At 65.7% G+C, this 23,443-nt stretch carries 21 protein-coding genes and 1 tRNA gene; 7 read left to right on the top strand and 15 right to left on the bottom strand.

The window, feature by feature from the left end:
• Positions 1 to 422: 422 nt before the first annotated feature.
• From IB261_RS01355 to IB261_RS01385, 7 genes are all read right to left on the bottom strand, one after another.
• Positions 423 to 1,217, bottom strand: a complete 795-nt coding sequence (locus tag IB261_RS01355) for an ABC transporter ATP-binding protein (RefSeq protein WP_151188984.1) — start codon at positions 1,215 to 1,217, stop codon at positions 423 to 425.
• Positions 1,218 to 1,258: 41 nt separating this feature from the next.
• Positions 1,259 to 2,020, bottom strand: a complete 762-nt coding sequence (locus tag IB261_RS01360; RefSeq protein ID WP_192383393.1) for an ABC transporter permease — start codon at positions 2,018 to 2,020, stop codon at positions 1,259 to 1,261.
• A complete protein-coding gene (locus IB261_RS01365) occupies positions 2,017 to 2,775 on the bottom strand; it encodes an ABC transporter permease (RefSeq protein WP_192383392.1) in 759 nt (252 codons plus the stop codon). Before IB261_RS01365 ends, IB261_RS01360 begins: the two co-directional genes overlap by 4 nt.
• Positions 2,776 to 2,778: 3 nt before the next feature.
• Positions 2,779 to 3,990, bottom strand: coding sequence for an MFS transporter (locus IB261_RS01370; RefSeq protein ID WP_192210430.1), 1,212 nt, complete (start codon positions 3,988 to 3,990; stop codon positions 2,779 to 2,781).
• The gene (locus IB261_RS01375) at positions 3,977 to 5,032 is read right to left on the bottom strand and encodes an ABC transporter substrate-binding protein (RefSeq protein WP_081518751.1); all 1,056 of its coding nucleotides are present in this window, start codon (positions 5,030 to 5,032) and stop codon (positions 3,977 to 3,979) included. Before IB261_RS01375 ends, IB261_RS01370 begins: the two co-directional genes overlap by 14 nt.
• An 85-nt stretch (positions 5,033 to 5,117) precedes the next feature.
• Positions 5,118 to 6,173 (bottom strand): ABC transporter substrate-binding protein, encoded by a 1,056-nt coding sequence (locus IB261_RS01380; protein ID WP_192383391.1) that lies wholly within the window; start codon positions 6,171 to 6,173, stop codon positions 5,118 to 5,120.
• 17 nt (positions 6,174 to 6,190) lie between these two features.
• Positions 6,191 to 7,345, bottom strand: coding sequence for an LLM class flavin-dependent oxidoreductase (locus tag IB261_RS01385; RefSeq protein ID WP_138213222.1), 1,155 nt, complete (start codon positions 7,343 to 7,345; stop codon positions 6,191 to 6,193).
• A gap of 339 nt (positions 7,346 to 7,684) precedes the next feature.
• Between IB261_RS01385 and IB261_RS01390 the strand changes: the two genes are divergently transcribed.
• Positions 7,685 to 8,416: a class II aldolase/adducin family protein gene (locus IB261_RS01390; RefSeq protein WP_081518748.1), complete on the top strand. Its 732-nt coding sequence runs from the start codon at positions 7,685 to 7,687 to the stop codon at positions 8,414 to 8,416.
• Positions 8,417 to 8,811: 395 nt separating this feature from the next.
• Here IB261_RS01390 and IB261_RS01395 read toward each other — a convergent pair whose 3' ends face one another.
• A complete protein-coding gene (locus IB261_RS01395; RefSeq protein ID WP_192383390.1) occupies positions 8,812 to 9,888 on the bottom strand; it encodes an ABC transporter substrate-binding protein in 1,077 nt (358 codons plus the stop codon).
• A 14-nt stretch (positions 9,889 to 9,902) separates the two neighbouring features.
• The gene (locus IB261_RS01400) at positions 9,903 to 12,119 is read right to left on the bottom strand and encodes a TonB-dependent receptor (RefSeq protein ID WP_192383389.1); all 2,217 of its coding nucleotides are present in this window, start codon (positions 12,117 to 12,119) and stop codon (positions 9,903 to 9,905) included.
• 365 nt (positions 12,120 to 12,484) lie between these two features.
• Between IB261_RS01400 and IB261_RS01405 the strand changes: the two genes are divergently transcribed.
• On the top strand, positions 12,485 to 13,222 hold the full coding sequence (locus IB261_RS01405) for a metallophosphoesterase (protein WP_192383388.1): 738 nt from the start codon (positions 12,485 to 12,487) through the stop codon (positions 13,220 to 13,222).
• Between the two features lie 16 nt (positions 13,223 to 13,238).
• Here the strand turns inward: IB261_RS01405 and IB261_RS01410 are convergent, their stop codons facing one another.
• Positions 13,239 to 13,673, bottom strand: a complete 435-nt coding sequence (locus IB261_RS01410) for a CBS domain-containing protein (RefSeq protein ID WP_081518744.1) — start codon at positions 13,671 to 13,673, stop codon at positions 13,239 to 13,241.
• A gap of 176 nt (positions 13,674 to 13,849) precedes the next feature.
• On the opposite strand from IB261_RS01410, the gene IB261_RS01415 reads away from it, so the two are divergent.
• Positions 13,850 to 14,035: a hypothetical protein gene (locus tag IB261_RS01415; protein ID WP_081518743.1), complete on the top strand. Its 186-nt coding sequence runs from the start codon at positions 13,850 to 13,852 to the stop codon at positions 14,033 to 14,035.
• 77 nt (positions 14,036 to 14,112) lie between these two features.
• Positions 14,113 to 14,838, top strand: a complete 726-nt coding sequence (locus IB261_RS01420; RefSeq protein WP_081518742.1) for a hypothetical protein — start codon at positions 14,113 to 14,115, stop codon at positions 14,836 to 14,838.
• A gap of 67 nt (positions 14,839 to 14,905) precedes the next feature.
• Here IB261_RS01420 and IB261_RS01425 read toward each other — a convergent pair whose 3' ends face one another.
• The 5 genes from IB261_RS01425 to IB261_RS01445 all read right to left on the bottom strand — a co-directional run bounded on the left by IB261_RS01425 (position 14,906) and on the right by IB261_RS01445 (position 18,393).
• Positions 14,906 to 15,340: a MarR family winged helix-turn-helix transcriptional regulator gene (locus IB261_RS01425; RefSeq protein ID WP_192383387.1), complete on the bottom strand. Its 435-nt coding sequence runs from the start codon at positions 15,338 to 15,340 to the stop codon at positions 14,906 to 14,908.
• A gap of 34 nt (positions 15,341 to 15,374) precedes the next feature.
• Complete coding sequence (locus IB261_RS01430; protein WP_192383386.1) at positions 15,375 to 15,959, bottom strand: MarC family protein; 585 nt, start codon at positions 15,957 to 15,959, stop codon at positions 15,375 to 15,377.
• Between the two features lie 37 nt (positions 15,960 to 15,996).
• Entirely contained in the window at positions 15,997 to 17,235 is a 1,239-nt protein-coding gene (locus tag IB261_RS01435) for a metal-dependent hydrolase family protein (protein ID WP_192383385.1), read from the bottom strand.
• Positions 17,236 to 17,519: 284 nt separating this feature from the next.
• Positions 17,520 to 18,113, bottom strand: coding sequence for a transglycosylase SLT domain-containing protein (locus IB261_RS01440; RefSeq protein ID WP_081518738.1), 594 nt, complete (start codon positions 18,111 to 18,113; stop codon positions 17,520 to 17,522).
• Between the two features lie 203 nt (positions 18,114 to 18,316).
• Positions 18,317 to 18,393: transfer RNA gene (locus IB261_RS01445), tRNA-Arg, on the bottom strand.
• Between the two features lie 657 nt (positions 18,394 to 19,050).
• Between IB261_RS01445 and gabD the strand changes: the two genes are divergently transcribed.
• The 3 genes from gabD (at position 19,051) to IB261_RS01460 (ending at position 23,439) form a co-directional block, all read left to right on the top strand.
• Entirely contained in the window at positions 19,051 to 20,502 is a 1,452-nt protein-coding gene (gabD, locus tag IB261_RS01450) for an NADP-dependent succinate-semialdehyde dehydrogenase (RefSeq protein ID WP_081518737.1), read from the top strand.
• A gap of 201 nt (positions 20,503 to 20,703) precedes the next feature.
• The gene (gene gabT, locus IB261_RS01455; RefSeq protein WP_045213232.1) at positions 20,704 to 21,984 is read left to right on the top strand and encodes a 4-aminobutyrate--2-oxoglutarate transaminase; all 1,281 of its coding nucleotides are present in this window, start codon (positions 20,704 to 20,706) and stop codon (positions 21,982 to 21,984) included.
• A gap of 258 nt (positions 21,985 to 22,242) precedes the next feature.
• Entirely contained in the window at positions 22,243 to 23,439 is a 1,197-nt protein-coding gene (locus tag IB261_RS01460; protein WP_081518736.1) for an HDOD domain-containing protein, read from the top strand.
• Positions 23,440 to 23,443 lie beyond the last annotated feature (4 nt).

Here is a 23,443-nt window from a genome sequence, read left to right on the forward strand (position 1 = left end):
CGCAGGAATGATGGGTATCGCTGCGCTCCACGCCATCCTACGTTGACGCTCCCTTGGCGCCCGGTGATTCCGTAGGGCGGGGAACGCCCCAGGCGTTATACGACTGCGAGCGCGGAAGTTGCCGGTGAAACACGGACGTAGGATGGGTGGAGCTTGCGATACCCATGCTGTTGGGACGCAGGAATGATGGGTATCGCTGCGCTCCACGCCATCCTACGTTGACGCCCCCTTGGCGCTCGGTGATTCCGTAGGGCGGGGAACGCCCCAGGCGTTATACGACTGCGAGCGCGGAAGTTGCCGGTGAAACACGGACGTAGGATGGGTGGAGCTTGCGATACCCATGCTGTTGGGGCGCAGGAATGATGGGTATCGCTGCGCTCCTCGCCATCCTACCTTGGCGCCCGGTGATTCCGTAGGGCGGATCACCCTTGCATCAGCTCCGCCAGAAGCTCTTCCTTCAACTTCGCCAGCAACGCATGCCCACGCTCACGCGGATGCGGCAGATCCACCCGCACCTCATGGCGAATCCGCCCCGGCCGCGCGTCCATGACGATCACCCGGTCGCCCAGGTACAGCGCCTCTTCCACGTCGTGGGTGACCATGATCATGGTGCTGCGCTGCTGCACCCAGATGCGCTGCAACTCATGCTGCAGGCGCACGCGGGTGAGAGCGTCGAGGGCGCCGAAGGGCTCGTCCAGCAGCAGCACCTTGGGCCGGGTGATCAGCGCGCGGGCGATGGCGGCGCGCTGCGCCATGCCGCCGGAGAGCTGGTGCGGATAGGCCTGCTCAAAGCCGGTCAGGCCTACCAGCTCCAGGTGCTCGGCCACCCGTTCGCGCTTCTCGGCGCGGCTGAGTTTCTGCTGCTTCAGCGCCAGGGCGACGTTCTCTTCCACCGTCTTCCACGGGAACAGGCGGTGGTCCTGGAACACGATGCCGCGCTCCAGGCCGGTGCCGGTCACGGCCTGGCCGTCGAGGAGGATGCGCCCGCTGTAGTCGTTCTCCAGGCCGACAATCAGGCGCAGCAGCGAGGATTTGCCGCAGCCGCTGGCGCCGACGATGCTGACGAACTCGCCGGGGCGCACCGCCAGGTCGATGTTCTCCAGCACCGGCAGGCTGCGGCCGTCGATGGAATAGGCCTTGCTCAGGCCCTGGATGGCCAGCGCGCCGGGTTGCGCCTGCTGGGCAGGAAGGAGGGCGGGATCGAGGATCGCGTTCATGGTCTGGGCACTCATAACGAATAGGCCGAATCTGGAAAGAGCTAGCGCAGGTTGCGCCAGCGCAGCAGGTGGCGCGCGGCGCGGGCGAACAGCTGGTTCATGGCGTAGCCGAGCAGGCCGATGCTGAGCACGCCGATCACCACGATCTCCATGCGCGAGCCGGTCTCGGCGTTCATCATCAGGTTGCCCAGGCCCATGCCGGTGGAGAGGAACAGCTCGCAACCCACCGAGCTGACCCAGGCGAAGGCCAGCGCGTGCAGGACGCCGTTACTCAGGCTGGGCAGCGCGCCGGGCAGCAGCACTTCGCGGAACTGCTGCCAGGGGCCGAAGGCATACAGGCGGCCGACTTCGCGGTAACGCTTCTCCACGCCGCGGAAGCCTTCGAAGGCGTTCAGCGTCATCGGGTAGAAGGCGGCGAGGCTGACGATCAGCACCTTGGACGGCTCGCCGCTGCCGAACCACAGGGCGATCAGCGGGATCAGGCCGAGGATCGGCACCTGGCGGATGGTGTGGTAGAGGGGGGCGAACAGCCGCTCGAGCGGCCGCGACAGCGCCATGCCGGCGCCCAGCGCGAAGCCGCCGAGCACGCCCAGCAGCAGGCCGAGGCAGGTGCGTTGCAGGCTGGCGGAAACGCTCAGCCATAGCTCGCCGGTCTTGATCAGTTCGACGAATCCGGCGCCGATGCGCTCCAGCGGCACGAAGGCATAAGCGGCGCTGGCGCCCTGTTGCGACTGCCAGTGCCAGGCGGCGATCAGTAGCGCCGGCAATACCAACCCGCGAAGACTCTTGAGAAGTCGGATCATGGCGTCGGTCTCCAGCGCAGCAGGCGCTTCTCCAGCAGGCGAAAGGCGAAGTCGAGGGCGAAGCCGATAGCCCCGGTGACGACCACGCCGACCATCACGATGTCGATGCGCAGCATCTGCCGGCTCAGCTCGATCATCTGCCCCAGGCCGCTGTCGGCGGCGAGCAGTTCGGCGGCCACCAGCACCATCCAGGCGCGGCTCAGGCTGATGCGCAGGCCGGTGACGATGGGCGGCGCGGCGGCGGGGAAGGCGACGTCGCGCAACAGGCTCCAGAGCGGCAGGCGGTACACGCTGGCGACCTCGAAGTAGCCGCGCGGAATGCCCTTCACGCCTTCGCTGGCGGCCAGCGCCACGGGGAAGAAAGCGGCCTTGGTGACGATCAGGATCTTGAAGGTCTCTTCGACGCCGAAGAACAGGATGAACATCGGGATCAGCGCGATCGAAGGCACCTGGCGCAGGGTGTGGAATAGCGGCGCGCAGTAAGCCTCTACGGTCTTCGACAGGGCCATGGCAGTGCCGAACAGCAGCCCGCCGACGGCACCGATGGAGAAGCCGATGGCCAGGCGCGACAGGCTGTTGACCACGTGCTCGTGCAGCTCGCCGCTGGCCAGCAGGTCCTGGAAGCTGGCCCAGACTTCCGCCGGCGGCACCAGCAGTTGCGGCGGAAACCAGCCGGCGCGGGCGACGGCGAACCAGGCCAGCAGCAGGAGCAGCGGCGAGGCGAACCAGCTCAGGCGATCGAATGTTCGGCGCATGTCTCAGCCCTCCTGCCCGAGCAATGGCCCGGCGCTCTGGCGGCGCTGCTTGCGTTGCCAGCAGAACAGCGCGGCCAGCAGCACGAGGGGAATCCAGCAGAGGAACAGGTTGCCCAGCCCGACGAAGTGGCTGATCGCCCCACCCAGCAGCGCGCCGGAAAAACTGCCGGACATGGACGCGAGGTTGAACAGGCCGGAAATCTTGCTCTTGTCCATGGCGTGCTCGCCCAGTTGGGCCATGTTCACCAGGTGGATGAGTGCCGCCGCCGCGCTGAGCAGCACGCCGCCCAGCGCGAGCAGCCAGTAATCGCGGGCGACGCCGAGCAGCAACAGTGCGGCCAGCGCTGCGCTGAGGCTGCCGACGTAGGCCAGACGCCGGCCGCTGCGTTCGATCAGGTAGCCGAAGCCGAACAGCCCGAGCACCGAGGCCAGGCCCTGGATCATCACCAGGCTCACCGCCTGGCTTTGCGACAGGCCGGCGACGTCCATCGCCAGCAGCAGGATGAAGGTGCCGAACAGCGCGCTGGTGGCGGCGCTGAGCAGCTCAATCAGGCAGCTCTCGGCGATCTCGACATTGGCCAGCATGGCGCTGACCTGTTGCAGCAGCCCGCCGGTGGCGGCGGCCACGGGCAGGTCCTCGGCGGGTGCCTCGCCTTCCCAGAAACCCAGGCTGTAGAAAGCCATCAGGCCGAAGCACAGGCCGATGGCGGCAAAGCCCCAGGTGAAGCTCGCCGCGCCGCTCAGCCAGTTGCCCAGCAGCGGGCCGAGCAGGCCCATCCCCAAAGTCAGCGAGCCGCGGTACCAGCCGGCCTTGTCGTTGCCGATGCGCTTGAGCTGGCGCAGGAAGGCGCTGTTCATGGCGACGATGCGGAAGGGGATGCACAGGCCGATCAGCAGCCGCGCACAGGCCAGCCACAGCCACCCGCCGAACAGTGGGATGGCCAGGTTCAGCAGCATCGGCCCGAGGCTGGCGAGAAAGTACACGCGGCGCGCGCCGAAGCGGGCGATGACGAAGCCGGCGGGCAGGGTGAGGATCACCATGCCGAGCGCTTCCATGGCCGAGATGATGCCGATCTGCATGGCATTGGCGCCGATGCTGATGGCGTACAGCGTGGTGACGATCTTCGCCATGCCGATGGTGGCGCCGCTGAACGCCGCCAGCAGCATGAAGTTGAGCAGGAAGGCGGCGGGCCGCGCCGGGCTAGATGGCGACATCGATCTTCCCCAGCAGGGCTTCCAGCGGGCGCGGGTCGATCCAGTCGTCGACGCTGAAGTCTTTACCGATGAATGCCCAGCGCTGCAGGAAGGCGGTGAGGTCGCGCAGGGCATTGACCGAGCGCTCTGCCAGGTTGGTCTGCAGGCGCAGGTGGGCGTCCTCGCCATAGGCGCTGGCGACCCAGAACTCGCTGGTGTTCAGCTCGCGGGCGAGGAAGCGACGGGTTTCTTCGGGGTGCGCCCAGGCCCATTGCTCGGCGCGCAGTACGGTGTCGAGCACCAGCACGGCGGCATCGAAGTGTTCGTCCAGCAGTTGCTGGTCGACGGTCAGGGTGCGCGGCGTGCCGATGTTCGAGCGCACCAGCGGCTCGGGGTGCGAGCCGACGTCCATGACCACGTGCAGGCCGAACTCGTGGGCCAGCTGCAGGCCGTGGGCGCCCTTGAGGAAGATGGCGTCGATGTCGCCGCGCAGCAGGCCGATCAGCTCGTTGTTGCGTTGCACCACGCGGTTGCCCTTGAGCGCCACCTGGGCGCCGAACACGTGGCGCACCGGGTCGTCGCTGAAGGTGCCGCCGTAGGGGTAGTCCACCAGCTCGACGTCGCGAACCTCCAGGCCCTCCAGGCGCAGGGCGTTTTCCAGGCCGCGCAGTGACTGGGCGCGAGTGAAGTCGATCTGCACGTTGGCCCACTTCGGCAGGCCGAAGCGCCGGTGGCGCAGGTCGCGGATGCTGCGCACGCCGCTGTCCGGGGCGCTGACGATGAGCTGCACCTCGTCGCTCCACGACAGCCCGACCACCCGCGTGCGCGCGCCGCTGGCGCGGGCCCAGATGGCCGGGATGTTGCCGCCGTGGCGCACGGAGTAGGGCAGGTGATGGTCGAAGTGCGCCTCGCGCACCTCGCGTTCGGACGACTCGCGCAGCGACTGGATGCGCGTGCCGAACGGGCGGAAGGCCTGGGCCAGGCGCCCGGATTCGACGGCGATGCCGAGGCCCGTGGGAACGGGGCTGTGGGTGTACCAGAGGGTTTCCAGCGGTGTGCTCATGGGTGTCCGTCGGGGGATGAAAGCCCCCGCGTCGTCGCGCGGGGGCCGGGTCGGGAAACAGAGGGAATCGCCCTCGTGACGTTGCTCAGCCGGTCTTTTGTGCGAGGCGACTGCGCAGGGCTTCCAGCGGGCGCGGGTCGATCCATTCGCGCACGTCGAAGCGCGCCGGGATGAAGTTCCAGCGCTGCAGGAAGTCGGTGAAGTCCTGCAGGGCGAGGATCGAGCCTTCATCGAGGTTGGTGCGCAGGCGCAGGTGGGCGTCCTCGCCGTAGGCGGTGGCGACCCAGAACTCGCTGCTGTTGGTTTCCCGCGCCAGGTAGCGGCGGGTGTCGTCCGGATGCTGGTGCGCCCAGTCCTCGGCACGCAGTACCGAGGCGAGGATCGCGGTGGCGGCGTCGGGGTGTTGCTCCAGCAGGTTGAGGTCGACGCTCAGGGTGCGCGGCGTGCCGTTGTTGGCGCGGATCAGCGGCTCCGGGTGGGCGCCGGTGTCGATCACCGTGTGCAGGCCGAACTGCTGCGCCAGCTGTACGGCGTGGGCGCCCTTGAGGAAGATCGCATCGACCTCGCCCCGTAACAGCCCGACCAGTTCCGGGTTCTGGCTGCGCCGACGGCTGCCGCCGTGGCCGGTGATGCCGACGATGTTGCCCGGCGCCTCGTCGCTGAAGGTGCCCTTCAGGCCGAAGTCCACCAGCTCCAGATCGCGCACTTCCAGGCCTTCCAGGCGCAGGGCATTTTCCAGACCGCGAATGGCCTGGGCGCGGGTGAAGTCGATCTGCGCGCCGCTCCAGTCCGGCAGGCCGAAGCGCCGGCCCTTGAGGTCGCGCACGTTGCGGATGCCGCTCTCGGCGGTGGTCAGGATCAGTTGCGCCTCGTCGGCCCAGGACAGGCCGATCACGCGGGTTTCGCGGCCGCTGGCGCGGGCCCAGATGGCCGGGATGTTGCCGCCGTGGCGCACCGAGTTCTGCAGGGTGTGGTCGAAGTGCGACTCGCGCACCGCCTGGTCGGCGGACTCGCGCAGCGACTTGATCTGCGTGCCCTGCTCGGCAAGGGATTCTTCAAGCCAGCCTTTCTGCACGGCGATGCCGAGGCCGGTGGGCACCGGGCAGCGGGTGTACCAGAGGGTATCGAGGGGACGGGACATGTTCAGCTCCTTGTGGCTCAGGCACGGGCCTTGAGTTCGTGGATGTCAGCGCGCTTGCCCTGTACCAGCGGCAGAACTTCCTGGCCGATGCGCAGGGCTTCTTCCAGGTGCGGATTGCCGGCGAGGATGAAGGTGGAGAAGCCGGCGTCGCGGTATTCGGCGAGGCGTTCGGCGACGTTCTCGTGGCTGCCCACCAGGCCGATGGTCGGCCCCGGCTTGGCCTTGCCGAAGCCGGCCCAGAGGTTGGGGCCGAGGATCAGGTCGTCGAAGCGCTCGACGTTCTGGTGGTAGGCGGTCTGCCGCGCGGCGCCGACGGAATCCGAGCCGGTGGCGAAGTTCTTGATGAAGGCGCTGGTGCGCGCGTCGATGCGCTCGTACTGGCGGCGCAGTTCGCTCCAGGCGGCCTCTTCGGTCTCGCGGGCGAACAGGTCGATGCGGATGCCGAAGCGGATCTCGCGGCCCTGCTTGTCGGCCAGCTCGCGCACCCGCTCCAGGTGCGGCTTGAGCTTGTCGATGGGTTCGGCCCAGTTGAGGTAGACGTCGGCGTGCTTCGCCGCAACGTCCAGCGCCGGGTCCGAGAAGCCGGAGAAATACACGCCGGGCTTGCGTACGTTGCGCAGCGCGATCGGCAGCGAGCCGTTCTCCAACTGGTAGATGTCGCCCTGGTAGGAGAACTGCTCGTTCTTCCACAGGCCGTCGATGATGTCGAGGAACTCGCCGGTGCGCTGGTAGCGCTTGTCGTGGTCGAGGAAGTCGCCGTTGGCGCGCTGGCTGGCGGGGTTGCCGCCGGTGATGATGTTCCACTCCAGGCGGTCGCGGGACAGGTGCTGGAGGATTGCCGCCTGCTGCGCCGCGTAGGCCGGCAGGGTCCAGGCGGCCTGGAAGGCGATCAGGAACTTGATCCGGCGGGTCTCGCGGGCCAGGGCGGCAGCGGCGATCCACGGCTCCGGCCCGGTGGGCAGCAGCGCGCCCTCGAAGCCGGCGATCTCGGCGGCCTTGGCCACCTGGGCGATGTAGTCGATGTAGGTGAAGCCGTCCGGCTCGCCGTTGGGCAGGCGACCCGGGGCGATGTTGCCGGGGCGCTCGATGTGGCTGCCGCGGTTGTTCTTGTCCGAGGCGAGATAGGGACCGTCGCTGCCCAGCGGCAGTCGCCAGAAGAATTCGGTGCTCATGGCCATGCTCCTTTGCTTGGCGGGGGCAGCGTCGTGCTGCTCGTACAGGGTCTTGAGCAAGGGCTGTGCCCAAAGCCTGCAGGCCAGGCGGGGCGGGGCTTTCAGGCGGGCGTGCTGCTGTGGCAGCAGGGCGTTTGTCTGTACAGCAGCAGTGGGTCAGCAGGGGATGCTGGGCGGGCAGCAATTTCGCCCGTTTCGCCAGGGTTGGTGCCCGTTTGTTGGCTTTCGGTTAATCCAACTAATTGATTTGTAATGATATTTTTTAGTGGCACAAGTCCTGCTCAGTCAGTGGAACACCGCCACGCGGTTCATCCATCCCCGACTGCCAGGAGGCACTCCATGTCCACCCTCGACCCGCAACTCGCCAGCCAGCTCGAACAGGTCCGCCGCGACTTCGCCAAGGCCTTCCGCGTGCTCAAGGAGAGCCGCACCCTCACCGCCACCAACACCTACCAGGCCTACGTGCGCGTGCCTGACAGCGACAAGGTGATCGCCGTCCACGCGCCGAACCCCTGGGCTGATGACCAGGAAATCCGCGCGGTGGTGGCTACCTACGACGGCGAAGTGATCCTCGACGAAAGCATCCCCGGCGCGACCCCGCTCAGCGGCCGTGGTGCAGGCGGCAACGGCAAGCGCTACGCGGCAATCTTCCAGGCGCGCCCGGAAGTGAACGTGGTGATCCATGTGCATACCGCCTACCTCGGTGGCTGGGCCAGTGCGCACCGCGTGCTGCCGATCCGTTATGCCGCCTCCCAGCGCGTGACCCTGGCCCGCGAACTGCCGATCTACATCGACCGCCGCCAGCCCGAACCGCTGTTCATCCTCGATAGGCTCGCGGAGAACCCGCACACCCCGGCCATCCTCGAAGCCAACGGCGGCGCGACCTTCTGGGGCGACGACCTGATCAAGGCGTCCAAGCTGATCCTGCTGCTGGAGGAAGGCGCCTACTTCCAGGGACTCGCCGAAAGCCTCGGTGGCTCCCAGGAGTTCGGCCCCGGCGTGCTGGAGCAGCAGTGGAAGATGACCGGCCTCTGGGAGCAGGGCCAGAAGCTGCTGGGCGCGGCGGCCTGATTTCTGCCCGGCATGAAAAAGCCCTCTTGCGAGGGCTTTTTTGTGGGCGCGGACTGCGCTTTTCGTAGGACCGAGGGGACGCCCAGTCCTTGCTCGCGAGCCGCCCCCGCAGCGGGGTTTGTTCGCGAGCAATAGCGATGGCAGATGCCCCTGTAGGAGCGGGCCATGCCCGCGAAATCCCAAGCGGCGGAAGGCGGGATGGCAGGTATGCGCCGATGGCATGCGCATGTTGGTTGAGCGCCGGCCCTGCCGGCGGGTCGCGGGCATGGCCCGTTCCTACAGGTCGCTCCGTAGCACTTTGATGGCGTAGGAGCGGACTCCGTCCGCGATGTGCAACAGGCCCGCTCCCAGCCGCCGGCAAGCTATCGCGGACAGAGTCCGCTCCTACGCTCAGATCAAGGCTTGGCGGCGACAGAAGGGCCGGCGCTGCGCTGCCAGAAGCTATCCAGCTGCAGGTTCTTCAAGCCCTGCTCGACGAACTTCGGCTCCAGCAGGTCTTCCACCTTCACCTCGTTGCGGATCAGCTTCGCCTTCAGGCTGTAGGCAATGCCGTCGGTGTAGTGCTGACGCAGGGCGTCGTCGTAGAGCGGGGAGAAGTGCGCTGACCAGGGCTCGCCGGAGACCTCGCGCTGCAGCACGCTCAGCGGCACGCCGGAGCGGGTCTGGGCTTGCTGGTACTCGGCCTGGTTGGCGTCCTGGGAGACCCACCACGCGGCTTTCAGGTAGGCGTCCACCACCAGCTGGGTGAGGTCGGGATGGTCTTTCACGAAGTCCTTCGCGCCCCAGACCTCGGCGCGCATCTTCCAGTCCGCCGGGGCCTCCTTGCTCGACCAGATGATGCGGCCGACCTGCTTGTCTTCCAGCAGGAAGGCATCGCTCAGGGTGAAGAAGGCATCCACCCGCCCGGCACTCAGCGCGGCGGCGCCAGCCTGCGGGTTGAGGTTGAAGATGCGGAAGTCGTCGAAGCCCAGGTGGTTGGCTTCCAGCAGCTTGGCGAACGACAACTCCCACGGCCGACCGCGGTGCAGGGCGATGCGTTTGCCCTTGAGGTCGCCGATGGATTTCGCCGTGGAGCCTGGCGGCACCACCAGGTAGACGTTGTTGCCGATGCCGCCGGGGACGATCAGCTGGGTCTGCACGCCCGAGGCGTTGGCGATGATCGACGGCAGGTCGCCGTAGAAGGCGAAGTCGATGCGTTTGTTGGCGAACTCCTCGTTGACGAAGGTGCCCACCGAGCCGGTGGCGGCGGGCACCCACTCCAGCTTGATGCCGCGCTGGGCCAGTTGCTGTTCCAGCCACTTGTCGCGGTCGATCACGTAGGACGGGCCGTTGAAGGTGATTTGCCCGGCATTGGCGTAGGCCACCGTGGCGATGCGCAGGGTGGTTGGCTGCTCGGCGGCCAGGGCGTGGCCTGCGAGCAGCACGGCGGCGGCCGGCAGCAGCCGGCGCAGCGCGCGATGCAGAAGGTTCATGGGGATTACCTCGCTCAGAAGTCGGTGGTGACCGAGACGCCGAAGGTGCGCGGGTCGCCGTACATGACGGCGGCGGTCTGGTAGCCCGTGGGCAGGGTGTGGTTGCGGTATTCCTTGTCGGTGAGGTTGTTCACATAGGCGGTGATGCGCGTGGTCTCGCCCGGCAGCTCGTAGGTCACCCGCGCGTTGCCCAGGGTGTAGCCGCCGGTGCGCATGTTGGCGCTCTGGTCGTTGGTGAAGAAGTACTGGCGGCTGCGGGTGTTCCAGTCGGTGCCCAGCACCACTGCGCCGCCGACGTTGAGCGGGATGCGGTAGTCGGCGCCGATCACCGCCGAGACGCTGGGCGCGCGGACGAAGTGGTTGCCGGAATAGTCGTCGTTGCCCGAGGTGTAGTCGGTGAACTCGGTGTGCAGCAGGCCCAGGCCTAGGTTCAGGTGCAGGTTCTGCACGGGGATGGCTTCGAGTTCGAACTCGGCGCCGTAGGCCTCGCCCTGTGCACCGTTGGCCAGGCGCGAGACGGTCTGGTTGTTCACCGCGGTGACGATGTTGAGCTGGATGTCCTCGTAGTCGTAGTAGAAGACGCTGGCGTTGGCGTTCAGGCGGCCGTCGAACCATTCCGACTTCAGGCCCAGCTCGTAGGAAGTGAGGTATTCCGGATCGACCTTGGCCACCGTGGCCTGGCTGGTGACGCCGGCGTTGTAGCCGCCGGAGCGGAAGCCGCGAGCGTAGCGGAAGTAGGCGCGGGCGTTATCGGAAATCCGGTACTCGGGCGTCAGGTCCCAGCTGTAGTCGCTCCAGGTGTTGCTCTCGTCCTGGGTGGCGTTGACGATCAGCGGCGAGTCGACGTTGCCCGTCTGCCACCAGTGGCCGTCGCCGAAGCTGGCGGCGCCCCGGTTGACCAGGCGCGCGAGGTCGATGTCCTTGGTCTCGCGGGTCCAGCGCAGGCCGGCGGTGACGCTGAAGTCGTCGGTGAAGTTGTAGGTGGTGCTGCCGAAGATGGCGTAGCTCTCGGTCTTCTGGTCGTAGCTGACGTTGTTGTAGTAGCTGGGGATATAGACATTGGGCAGCGCCGCGTTGGCGTTCTTCGATTCCAGGTCTTCGTTGAAGTAGTGGAAGCCCAGTACCCAGTTCAGCCGGTCGCTGCGCGGCGAGGCCAGGCGCAGCTCCTGCGACCACTGCTGGCTGTCGGCATAGCTGTAGCTGCGCTGCAGTTCCAGCGGGGTGTTGTCGCTGTCGGTCCAGCCGTCGCGGGTGAAGTGCTCGAAGGCGGTAATGGAGGTCAGTTCGAGGTCGCCCAGTTGCCAGACCAGGTTGAGGTTGCTGCCGGCCTGGTCGATCTCGGCCTGGTACTTGGCGTTGAAGTTGGCCTTGCCCAGTTTCGGGTCGATGGAATAGCCGAACTGGTTGGTGCCGTCCGGGCGGGTGCCGTAGCTCACGGTGTTGTAGCTGGCGGTGTCGTGGTAATGGCGGGCGTGGACGTTGAGGTTGGCGTCGAGGTTGTCGTTCACCCGCGCGGCCAGTTGCAGGCGTACGGCGTCGTCTTCCAGCGCGCCCTGGTCGTTGCCGTCGTTCTCGTTCTCGGTATAGCCGTCGCGGCCCTGGTGGTGGAAGGACAGGCGGCCGGCCAGCTTGTCATCCACCAGCGCGTCGCTCACCGCGCCTTCGACGATGCGGTTGGCGTAGTTGCCCAGGTCGACCTTGAAGTAGCCCTCGGGGCTGAAGGTCGGCTTGCGCGAGATGAAGTTGATCGCGCCGCCCGTGGTGTTCTTGCCCCACAGGGTGCCCTGCGGCCCGCGCAGCACTTCCACACGCTCCTGGTCGAACAACGGGAAGCCGGTGGCGCTGATGTTGGCGATGTACACGTCGTCGACGTAGATGCCGATCGGGCTGACCGTGTTGGCGCCCTGGTCGCCGGTGCCCAGGCCGCGAATCCACCAGCGCGGGCGACCGTGCCCGTCGGTGGTGCCGGCGGAGGCGTTGGGGGTGTAGCGGGTGACCTCGCTGGCCGATTGCAGGGAGGCGTCGCGGATCTTCTCGCCGCTGAGCACTGTGATCGGTGCCGGCACTTCCTGTACCGACTCCTCGCGCTTCTGCGCGGTGACCACCACCTTGCCGAGGGTCGGTGCGGCGCTGGCTTCTTCGGTTCTCGGCGACTCGCTGTCGGCGGCATGGGCGACGAAGCTGGCCAGGCTCGCCAGGATGGCAAGGGAAAGGGTGCTGCGTTTGAACATGATGTCCCCAGGGGGCGGCGAAAGGACGGCTGGCTCTGTGGTGCTCGGTCGTCGCCGCAAGGCATGAAGCGGTTGTTGCGTTGCTCTTGTGCTGGCTCACGCGTGATGAAGGCCGGAAGGCTTGCCGGGGACATCGCAACATCCGTACCGCTTTCCGGGTCAATTTTAAGTTGCTGATACCAAAGGATTTTCAGGAAAGCCTGCGCACGCTGTGCTGCTGCAGAAGCAGTCCATGCTGGGCTGCCGCTGCCTGGGCAGCAGCAAGGCAGCAGTCGCCGGACAGAGCGGCGCGGCTTTCGTCGCAGTGCCGCTGGAACGCAATGTGCAGTTGGTAAGCTGGTCGCTTGAAAGCCCTGGAGTTGGTAATGAATACGCTCTTGCCGGAGCAGCCCCTGCAACGCTTCCCGCGCAATCTGCGTGGCCGCGATTTCGTGGTGGGGGATATGCACGGCCATTTCGAATTGCTGCAGCGCCTGCTCGACCAGGTCGGATTCGATCCGGCCGCCGACCGCCTGTTCGCCGCCGGCGACCTGGTGGATCGCGGGCCCTATTCGCCGCAGGTGCTCGACTGGCTGGCCAAGCCCTGGTTCGCCTCGGTGCGCGGCAATCACGAGCAACTGGTGATCGACGTGGTCCTGGCCGGCGATGACCGCGACCTGCACTTCCGCAATGGCGGCACCTGGCTCTACAAGCTCACGCCGGTGACCCGCGAGCGCATTGCCCGGCGCCTGCAGCAATTGCCGCTGGTGATCGAAGTCGAACTGGGGGAAGGTCGTCGCGTCGGCATCGTGCATGCCGAGGCGCCGGTCTCACCGGCCTTCCCCGACTGGGACAGCGGCGTCGCCGCGCTGGCCGGCGAGCTGGGTGAAACCGCCCGGCGCAACGCCGTCGGCCTCGCGATGTGGGCACGCACGCGGATCGAGAAGGAAGACGCCACGGTCATTGCCGGGCTGGAGCGCCTGTACGTCGGCCACACCGCGCAGAACGCCGTACGCCCACTGGGCAACACCCACTACATCGACACGGGCAGCGGCTACTCAGACGGCTGCCTGAGCCTCGTCGACATGCACAGCGGCAAGGTGGAAACGGCGGCCGCGCGCTGAGCGACCGCCGGGGCGGTCACTCGCCGCGGATGTACTGTTCCAGTTGCTGGATCAGCTCGGCCTGTTCGGCGATGGCGGCCTTCACCAGGTCGCCGATGGACAGCAGCCCCAGCAGCTCGCCGTTCTCCACCACCGGCAGGTGGCGCAGGTGGCGCTCGGTCATGATGCCCATGCACTTGTCGACGTTCAGGTGGGTGTCCACGGTGATTACCGGTGCGGTCATCACCGCGCTGATCGGCGTGTCTTCCGAGTTGCGCCCCTTGAGCGCCAGGCGTCGGGCGTAGTCGCGCTCACTGAAGAATCCGACCAGCTGGTTGGCCTCCACCACCGGCAGGCCGCCGAGGTTCTTCTCCGCCATCAGGCGCAGTGCATCGATCACCAGCGCATCCGGGGCGATGGTGTAAACCTGCTGGTCCGCCTTGGCGTTCAACAGCTGAGCCACAGTCTTCATTCCTACCCCCTGTTCGTCGTCGCACGGCGCGATGCCCGTGGTCCATAGAGAATCGTGGACGAATCGCGATCCGGCAAGGCCGGAAAGCGCCGTCCGCCGTCACGGGAGCGTCATCCTCCCGCGGGGCGACTTATACTGTGATTCCCTTCCCTGTTTCCCCCCACGAAAGACCGGCCATGACTGACGAAGACCTCGACCTCCACGAGCCCGAACACGACCACCTGCTGGACCTCGACGACGACCTCGACGGCCTGCTGGAGGAGGATGCGGCGTTCTTCGAGGACCCGCCCGGCGATCATGAGGAGGATGACGAGGAAGTGGAGGAATACCAGCCGGGCCTCGACGATGAAGAGGATTGGTAGCGGGCTGACCTTCGGACGATATCCGGGCGTCATGATTGGCTGGCAGAATGCTGGCCAGACAATAAAGAGAAAGCACCATGCGCAACGTCACGCTCGCCCTGGCCGTTTCCCTGCTCTGTGGATGTTCCTCGGACGTCCGCCGGGATGACCGCACCGCGCCCATTTCCCTCTACCGTGACACCCGCCACGTGATGGTGGTGAACTTCCAGCCCGACGCCACCGTGGCGGCCAACCCGCGCTGGGGCGCGCTGAAGGCCAGCTGGCGCGAAGCGCTGCGCGACGAGGCGGGATCGGCCGATTACCAGCTCACCGAGCAGGACGGCGAACCGAGGGCCACCGACACCCTGTCCACCCTGGTGGTGATCGAGGTCGGCGCCGGCCACAACGCCAACAACCGTCCCGGCAGTGGCGACGAGGAGTGGATCACCTCCACCGTGCGCTACCACGACGGCCTGACCGGCCAGCTGCTCGCTTCGCGCCGCTATGAAAGCGAAGCCGACGGCGACCTGTTCACCTCGATGGGCTCCTCCGAAGTCAGTGCGGTGTCCGAACAGATAGTCGACGAGATCACCAGCGCCCTGCTGGTTGCGCGACCGTCCCGCAGCCTGCCGGCGCCACTGCCTGCCACCACGCCAGCGCAGCCGCCCGAGGCGGTGCCACCGCCGGTCTCGCCTACCGCGGCGGAAACCGTCGCCCACGTCTCCCGCCCACTGAGCCAGGAGCAGCAGCTGATGGAGCTGCAACGGCGCAACCTGCCGTACGAGGAATACCGCGACGAGTACCGGCGGATCATGGGGCACTGAAGCGCCCGGTCGGATAGCGAAAGACCCGCTCGAGGGCGGGTCTATGCCAGACGGGGCCGCCCAGGCGTCAGAGGTCGAGCAGGTTGCTGTTCATCCGGTAGAGAATCGACATGAAACTCAGCAGTTCCTGCTCGGGAATGTTGCGGCAAACCTGCTGCCAGGCGAGGTTGATGTCGCCGTTGATCTTGTCGCTGATCAGCTTGCCCTGCCGCGTCAGTGACAGGTAGATCTGCCGCAGGTCCGGGCCGGTCCTCTTCTGGATGACGATGAGGCCGCTCTGCTCCAGGCGTGCCAGTGAGCGCGTCAGGTTCTGGTGGGGCATGCCCAGCTGGTTCGCCAGGTCGTTCTTGGTGGCGAACCCATCTTCGCGAAGATTATCGAGAATGAGGCGATCAACGAAGGTGATGCCGACGCTGTTGATGATCGGCTCAAGATACTTCTGCCAGAGTGCATGGTTGGTTCTCAGTAACTCGGTGAGTTGAGTGAGTTCTCTTTCCTTCATGCAGGTTCTCTTGATGCAGACTCTCTTGGCGCCGCTATCTGCCGATCATGGTTTGCACGCCGGTGATGAAGAGCGTTGCGCCGATGCAGGCGAGAACCAGGTAGGAAATCTGCTTGATCGCGCTCATGGCTTGTTCGCCCAGCCACTTCGATACCGGGACGCTGAAGTGGAACAAGCTACCCAGCACCGCAGTGACGGTCAAGGCAGCCAGGCTGACCGAGATAGGGCTGGCGGTCTCGCTGGTGAGCCTGATGACCACCGAGATGGCGGCTGGCCCGGCGATGACGGGAATGCACAGCGGCACGACGGCGATATTGCTGCTCGGGCGCCGTGCGCTGTCTGATGGATCGTTGAGCCCCTGCAGGCAGGAGATCAATAGCGATAGCCCGCCCGCAACCTGCAGCGAGGCGAGGGTGATCCCGAGCAGACGAAACAGCTCCATACCGAACCAGATGCAGATCAGCAGTGTAATGGCGACTGCCAGCGTGGTTTTCTTTCCCGTACGGCTTATATCGTCAGTGGGCATGCCCTGCGTGTAGGACGTGAAGATGGAAAACATCGTCAACGGGTTGATGATGATGGCAATGCCACTCAGGCTCACCAGGTAGTTACGAAACATGGCGGGGGCTCGCTATCGAGGCGGATTGGGCTGCCGGTCAGTGCAACTGGTTCTTCAGGATTTCGCCGCTCTTGATGACCATCCGCACATGAGTGCCCGCGGCATCGAAGACGGAGAGATCCTGCAGCGGGTCCCGGTCCAGTACGATCAGGTCCGCCAGGGCGCCCGGTGCGACCACGCCGAGCTGGTCCTGCAGGTTGAGCAGTTCGGCGTTCACCCGCGTCGCCGATTGCAGGACGTCGAAGGGGGTATCGACCTGGGCCCGGAGTTTGAATTCATCGGTCTGGCAGTTGTGGAACTCGCCCAGCAGGTCGGTGCCCAGGCCGATCTTCACGCCGTAGCGACGAGCCACGCGCACGGACTCCAGCGCCTGGCTCTGCACGTCTTTCAGCTTGATCAGCACCGAGTCGGGGATGCCCGCCGCCGGATTGCCAGCGTTCAGGATGAAGGCGTTGTAGATCGACAGCGTCGGCACCAGAAACGCGTCGTGCTCGTGCATGACCTGGGCAGCCTCGGCATTGAGCAGATTGCCGTGTTCGATGGAGCGGACCCCGCAGCGCACGCAGCGGATGATGGCGGCCGGTGAGTAGGCATGGGCCATGACGTAGCTGTTGTAGCGCTCGGCCTCGTCGACGATCACCGATAGTTCGGCTTCGGAATACTGCAGGTTCTCGATCCGATCATTCGGTGAGGCGATGCCGCCGCCAGCCATGACCTTGATCTGCGAGGCGCCCATGCGGAACTGCTCGCGCACGGCCTTGCGCACGGCACTGAGGCCGTCGGCGATGACCGAGATGGTGGAACCAGTACGCAGGCTGCAGGCGCAGGTGATCATCGGGCTGGACGGATGGCGGAAGTCGCCGTGCCCGCCGGTCTGGCTCAGGGCCCGACAACTCATGAACAGTCGCGGCCCGCGAATCACCTGGTCTTCGATGGCGCGCTTGATGCCCGCGTCAGCGCCCCCGGCGTCGCGCACGGAGGTGAAGCCGCGATCGAGCATGCTGGCGAGGAAGCTGAAGCTGCGTGCATAGATGTAGCCAGGTAATTCGGTCTCCTGGTTCAGGTCCACCTGGCTGGCGGTGATATGGACATGGGCGTCGATCAGCCCGGGCATCAGGAACTTGCCCTTCAGGTCGATGGTGAGGGTGTCCTGAGGGGCGGGTTGGTGGGCTTCATGGAGGGAAAGGATCTTTGACCCGCCGACGAGAATGTCGCTTTTGCGTAGGCTTGGGTGCTTGCCGTCGAATACTTGGGCGTTCTTCAGAAGAATGTTCATGACTACCTCTTCGTGAGTTCTCCAGTACTACGGCTTGAAAACCTACGCTCGAGGAAAATTGAAAGCAATGCGTTCTAAATAGCCATGAGAATGATCTCAAGGTGCCGGGCTTGCCGGCTAACTCATTGATCCGAGAGAGGCTATGGAAGCTACGAAGGTCTGCCGGAACAGACGAGCGCCGCGCTTTGTGTGACGTCGCGCAACTTTTGTGGCGGACATGAAAAAGCCCGCCTGAGCGGGCCTTTCACGTCTGCGTCGCGTTGGGGTAACCGAGGGGCGAGCGACTAGAACCAGCCTCCGCCCGACAGTTCCTGCTCGCAGCTCTTGTACTGGGCGCCGTACAGGTAGGCGCGCGCCTGGACCTTCTGCGACACCGTCTTCAGCCACGGCTTGGCGTCGTAGCTGCGCTGGCGATAACCGCCCCAGCCCTCGTGATAGTTCAGGTACTGGCCGTAGGCGTCCCACTTGGAGACGCGATTCACGCTGTAGGTCTTGTTCATGTACCAGCCCATGAAATCCAGCGCGTCGGCGAAATCGTCGCGGTCGGCGCCCCAGCCGCCGGCTTCCTTCTTGTAGTCCGCCCACGTCTCGTCCTTGGCCTGGGCGTAGCCATAGGCGGAACTGACCCGGCCCCAGGGGATGAAACCGAGGAAGTAGTAACGCGGAGGCAGGGCGTCGTGCCGGAAGGAAGACTCCTGGTACATCATCGCCATGGGCACCTGGACGGTCCCGCCCCAACGCTTCTGCACCTGCAGCGCCGCTTCGTGCCATTTCGGCTTTTCGCGGAAGATCTCGCAGAGGTTCTCGGGGTTCGCCGGCGGTTTGGTGGCGCACCCGGCAAGGGCCAGGAGCAGGGCGGGCAGCAGAAGCCGGAGCATGGGCGGTTTGTCCTTTTCGCGCGCGATGGCGCAAGGCTTATACAGCCTCTGGTGGCGAAGAGGAATCGTCGGGCGTCGAGGGTCTTCCCGGCCTGAAAGCCTGGCCTGCGCGGCGCCGGCCACCAGAAACAGGAAAGCCCGCTCAGGGCGGGCTTTTCAGGCGGTTTCGCAGACTGTCTGAAGCAGTTCGAAACAAAGGGATATGGCGCACCAGGCGGGATTCGAACCCACGACCCCTGCCTTCGGAGGGCAGTACTCTATCCAGCTGAGCTACTGGTGCGTATGCCGCGGCTGGCGCGGCAGGCGGCAATCATACGCATCTCCCGTGCAGGCGTCCAATGCGGGTACGCTCGTTCATGATATCGAACGAAAACAGCCGCTTGTCGGTAGAAAACCTCCGAAAACCCTCGGCAAGCGGATACCTTCGTTGGTTTTGTCGAACGAGCTATTGCCCTTTGCAGTCGGGGGCCCTAGGATTCGTTTGAGATTTCAAACGCCTCCCCATCACAACAACAGGAGACCGGAGCATTGGCATCACACCAGCCGGCCATCAGCCTGCGGGATGACAGTCTTCCGTTGCACCCACCGCATGTCCCTTGTGACAGGTCTCCGTGCGGCTTCCGTCGATCAGCGTACCGGAAGGTTGTAGGGCAGTCGTACTCCTGGGCCGAGCCCGGGAATCTGTGCGTGAACGAGTTCAACCAGACCGGGCAATGACCCCGGCCTGCGTTTTTCCGTGTCCGCATGCCGAGCGAACTAAGAGCCGTTCGCCTGGCGTCGCCTCCAAGCTGAGGCGCCATTCGCCTCCAGCGTCGATACTGATCGGCCGGGGTGAATGAACGGCAGAGACTGCGGTCTCTCCCATCCAGACAACAAGGCAGGCGGGGACTCGAGGTAGACCCGCCGTCCACAGGCTTTCCTCGAAAGGAGACAGGTCATGCAACTCAATGATGCCAAGCTGTTCCGCCAACAGGCTTACATTGACGGTTCCTGGGTCGACGCCGACAACGGCAAGACCATCAACGTGAACAACCCGGCTACCAATGAGATCATCGGCACCGTGCCGAAGATGGGCGCCGACGAAACCCGTCGTGCCATCGAAGCTGCCGACAAGGCCCTGCCGGCCTGGCGTGCGCTGACCGCGAAAGAGCGCGCCAACAAGCTGCGCAAGTGGTTCGACCTGATGATCGCCAACCAGGACGACCTGGCCCGCCTGATGACCATCGAGCAGGGCAAGCCGCTGGCCGAAGCCAAGGGCGAGATCGCCTACGCCGCCTCCTTCCTCGAGTGGTTCGGCGAAGAAGCCAAGCGCATCTACGGCGACACCATTCCGGGCCACCAGCCCGACAAGCGCATCATCGTGATCAAGCAGCCGATCGGCGTCACCGCGGCCATCACCCCGTGGAACTTCCCGTCGGCGATGATCACCCGTAAAGCCGGCCCGGCTCTGGCCGCTGGCTGCACCATGGTGCTCAAGCCTGCTTCGCAGACCCCGTACTCCGCCCTGGCCCTGGCCGAGCTGGCCGAGCGCGCCGGCATTCCGAAGGGCGTGTTCAGCGTCGTTACCGGCAGCGCCGGCGAAGTCGGCGGTGAGCTGACCAGCAACCCGATCGTGCGCAAGCTGACCTTCACCGGCTCCACCGAGATCGGTCGCCAGCTGATGGCCGAATGCGCCAAGGACATCAAGAAAGTGTCCCTGGAACTGGGCGGCAACGCTCCGTTCATCGTGTTCGACGATGCCGACCTGGACGCCGCCGTCGAAGGCGCGCTGATCTCCAAGTACCGCAACAACGGCCAGACCTGCGTCTGCGCCAACCGCCTGTACGTACAGGACGGCGTGTACGATGCCTTCGTCGAGAAGCTGAAGGTCGCCGTGGCCAAGCTGAACATCGGCAACGGCCTGGAGCAGGGCATCACCACCGGCCCGCTGATCGATTCCAAGGCTGTCGCCAAGGTCGAAGAGCACATCGCCGACGCCGTTTCCAAGGGCGCCAAGGTCCTCACCGGCGGCAAGCCGCACGCCCTGGGTGGCACCTTCTTCGAGCCGACCATCCTGGTCGACGTACCCAAGTCCGCCCTGGTGTCCAAGGACGAGACCTTCGGCCCGCTGGCGCCGGTGTTCCGCTTCAAGGACGAGGCTGAAGTCATCGCCATGTCCAACGACACCGAGTTCGGCCTGGCTTCCTACTTCTACGCCCGCGACCTGGCCCGCGTGTTCCGCGTCGCCGAGCAGCTGGAATACGGCATGGTGGGTATCAACACCGGCCTGATCTCCAACGAAGTGGCGCCGTTCGGTGGCATCAAGGCCTCCGGCCTGGGCCGCGAAGGTTCGAAGTACGGCATCGAGGACTACCTCGAAGTCAAATACCTCTGCCTCGGCGGTATCTGATCCGTTTTTTCCGTGGGCGCGGGGTGGCAGGCAAGAGCTGACAGCCACCTTCGCGTCGGCGTTTTCCGGTGGTAGCACCGGACAACCCGTCCGGCGGGCCGCAAGTGCCACGACAGTCGATCATCGTATGCTGTCGTGTGTGGCTTCTCCCCGCTTTCATCCTTTGATCCGGTCGCCCGATGAGCGGCCACTGAGGAAGCTATGAGCAAAACCAACGAATCCCTGCTGCAACGTCGTCAGGCCGCCGTACCGCGCGGTGTAGGCCAGATCCACCCGGTCGTCGCCGAGCGCGCCGAGAACTCCACCGTGTGGGACGTCGAAGGTCGTGAGTACATCGACTTCGCCGGCGGCATTGCCGTTCTGAACACCGGTCACCTGCACCCGAAAGTGGTTGCCGCCGTTCAGGAGCAACTGACCAAGCTGACCCACACCTGCTTCCAGGTGCTGGCGTACGAGCCCTACATCGAGCTGGCCGAAGAGATCGCCAAGCGCGTTCCGGGCAACTTCCCGAAGAAGACCCTGCTGGTCACCTCCGGCTCCGAAGCCGTTGAAAACGCCGTCAAGATCGCCCGTGCCGCCACCGGCCGCGCTGGCGTGATCGCCTTCACCGGCGCCTACCACGGCCGTACCATGATGACCCTGGGCCTGACCGGCAAGGTCGTTCCGTACTCCGCTGGCATGGGCCTGATGCCGGGCGGCATCTTCCGCGCCCTGGCTCCGTGCGAACTGCACGGCGTAAGCGAAGACGAGTCGATCGCCAGCATCGAGCGCATCTTCAAGAACGACGCCCAGCCGCGTGACATCGCTGCAATCATCATCGAGCCGGTTCAGGGCGAAGGTGGCTTCTACGTCAACTCCAAGGCCTTCATGCAGCGCCTGCGCGCCCTGTGCGACGAGCACGGCATCCTGCTGATCGCTGACGAAGTACAGACTGGCGCTGGCCGTACCGGCACCTTCTTCGCCACCGAGCAACTGGGCATCGTTCCGGACCTGACCACCTTCGCCAAGTCCGTTGGCGGTGGTTTCCCGATCTCCGGTGTTTCCGGCAAAGCCGAAATCATGGACGCCATCGCTCCCGGCGGCCTGGGCGGCACCTACGCCGGTAGCCCGATCGCTTGCGCCGCGGCCCTGGCCGTGCTGAAAGTGTTCGACGAAGAGAAGCTGCTGGAGCGTTCGCAAGCCGTTGGCGAGAGCCTGAAGGCTGGTCTGCGCGACATCCAGGCCAAGCACAAGGTCATCGGCGACGTTCGCGGCCTGGGTTCGATGATCGCCATCGAGCTGTTCGAAGGCGGTGATCACAACAAGCCGGCCGCTGAACTGGTCAGCAAGATCGTGGTTCGTGCCCGTGAGAAAGGTCTGATCCTGCTCTCCTGCGGTACCTACTACAACGTGATCCGCTTCCTGATGCCCGTCACTATCCCTGACGCGCAGCTGGAAAAAGGCCTGGCCATCCTGGCCGAGTGCTTCGACGAACTGGCCTGAGCCTTGCCGCTCTAACGGTTCAAAAGAAGGCCCGCGCAAGCGGGCCTTTTTTATGGGCGCTCTTTCTGGGTTTGTTTGTGTGAATTGTCCGCCGAAGTTGATGGCGCGCATGGGAAAGCTCGTGGGCTTTGGACTACGCTGCGCAGTATCCGAAGGCCGTTGGCCGGCGGCATCCGAAGGACCGGGCACGCGGCAGGGAAGGCTCAGGATCGGTTGTCTCCGCCCGCGACGGCATCTGTCCCGAGCGAGGTGCGATCCATGAGCGTTTCTCCCGGCGTGCTGGTCGCTGCCAGCGACCCCTGGAGCCGCGAGCTGCTCGGCCAGCTGGTGCTGAGCGTGCGCTGCGACGCGACCGTCGAGTTCTGCGAGGACGGTGATACGGCCATCGAGGCCTGTCGCCGGCATCCCTTCGCCCTGATCCTGGCCGAGCGCGAGCTGCCCGGCAGCGACGGCCTGGAACTGCTGCGCCACGTGCGCATGCGCCGCCGCGGGCCGGTTGCCCAGCCCTTCATCCTGATCAGCTCCAAGGCCGATGCCGCCAGCGTGCGCGCTGCCTTGCCGCTGGCGCCTACGGCCTATCTGGTCAAGCCCTTCAATGCCGAGAACCTGCGCGAACGCCTGCGTTCGCTGCTGCTGGCGCCGGGGGAAAACGTCGTCTGCGAGCTGCCGACCCTGGAGCAGAGCCTGTCGCTGGAGCGCTTCCTGCAGACCGAGCGCGACGCCACTGAAGGTGCGCCGCTGATGGGCGAGGTCGGTGCAGCGGTGAATCGCTGCATGGAGGCCAGCGACATCAATCTGGAGATGCTCGAACAGGAGTTCGGCCACGATCCACAGATCACCGCCTGCCTGATCTCCGCCGCCAACAGTGCCGCACGGCACGTCGGCATGCCCTGCCAGACGCTGATGCAGGCGCTGTCGCGCCTGGGCGTGGCGCAGGCGCTGAACCTGATGCTGGCCGTGGCGCTGCAGCGCGCCGCGACGCTCGATGACCCGCTGCTCAAGGAGCGAGCCGAGCGCTTCTGGGAGCTTTCCCGGCATACCGCCGACGCCGCCTTCGCATTGGCCGAGTCCCTTGGCGCCGATGCCGATCGCTGCTTTACCGCCGGGTTACTGCACTGCCTGGGCGATCTGGCACTGCTGCGCAGCCTGCAGGACTGGCACAGCGCGGGTGGTGAACTGGGCGAGGCGGACGTGGACAAGGCCCTGAAGGAGCACGGCGCGAGCTTCGGCTCTGCCTTGCGCACCCGCTGGCGCCTGCCCCTGGAGCTGCGCAACCTGATCGCCGCCGCCTACGCCATCGACAATGGCGTGTTCAGTCGCGAGGCGTTGATCGTCAATCTTGCCGCCAGTGCGGCGCGTCTGCCGGAAGAGGAGCTGCCCAGGCTCAAGGACCACAAGGCCGCGCGCATGCTGCAACTGACGCCGGCGCAGCTGGGCTATCTGGGGCGGACCTGAGCGC

The sequence above is a fragment of the Pseudomonas sp. PDM20 genome, from assembly GCF_014852575.3.
In the GTDB taxonomy this organism is placed as follows: domain Bacteria; phylum Pseudomonadota; class Gammaproteobacteria; order Pseudomonadales; family Pseudomonadaceae; genus Pseudomonas.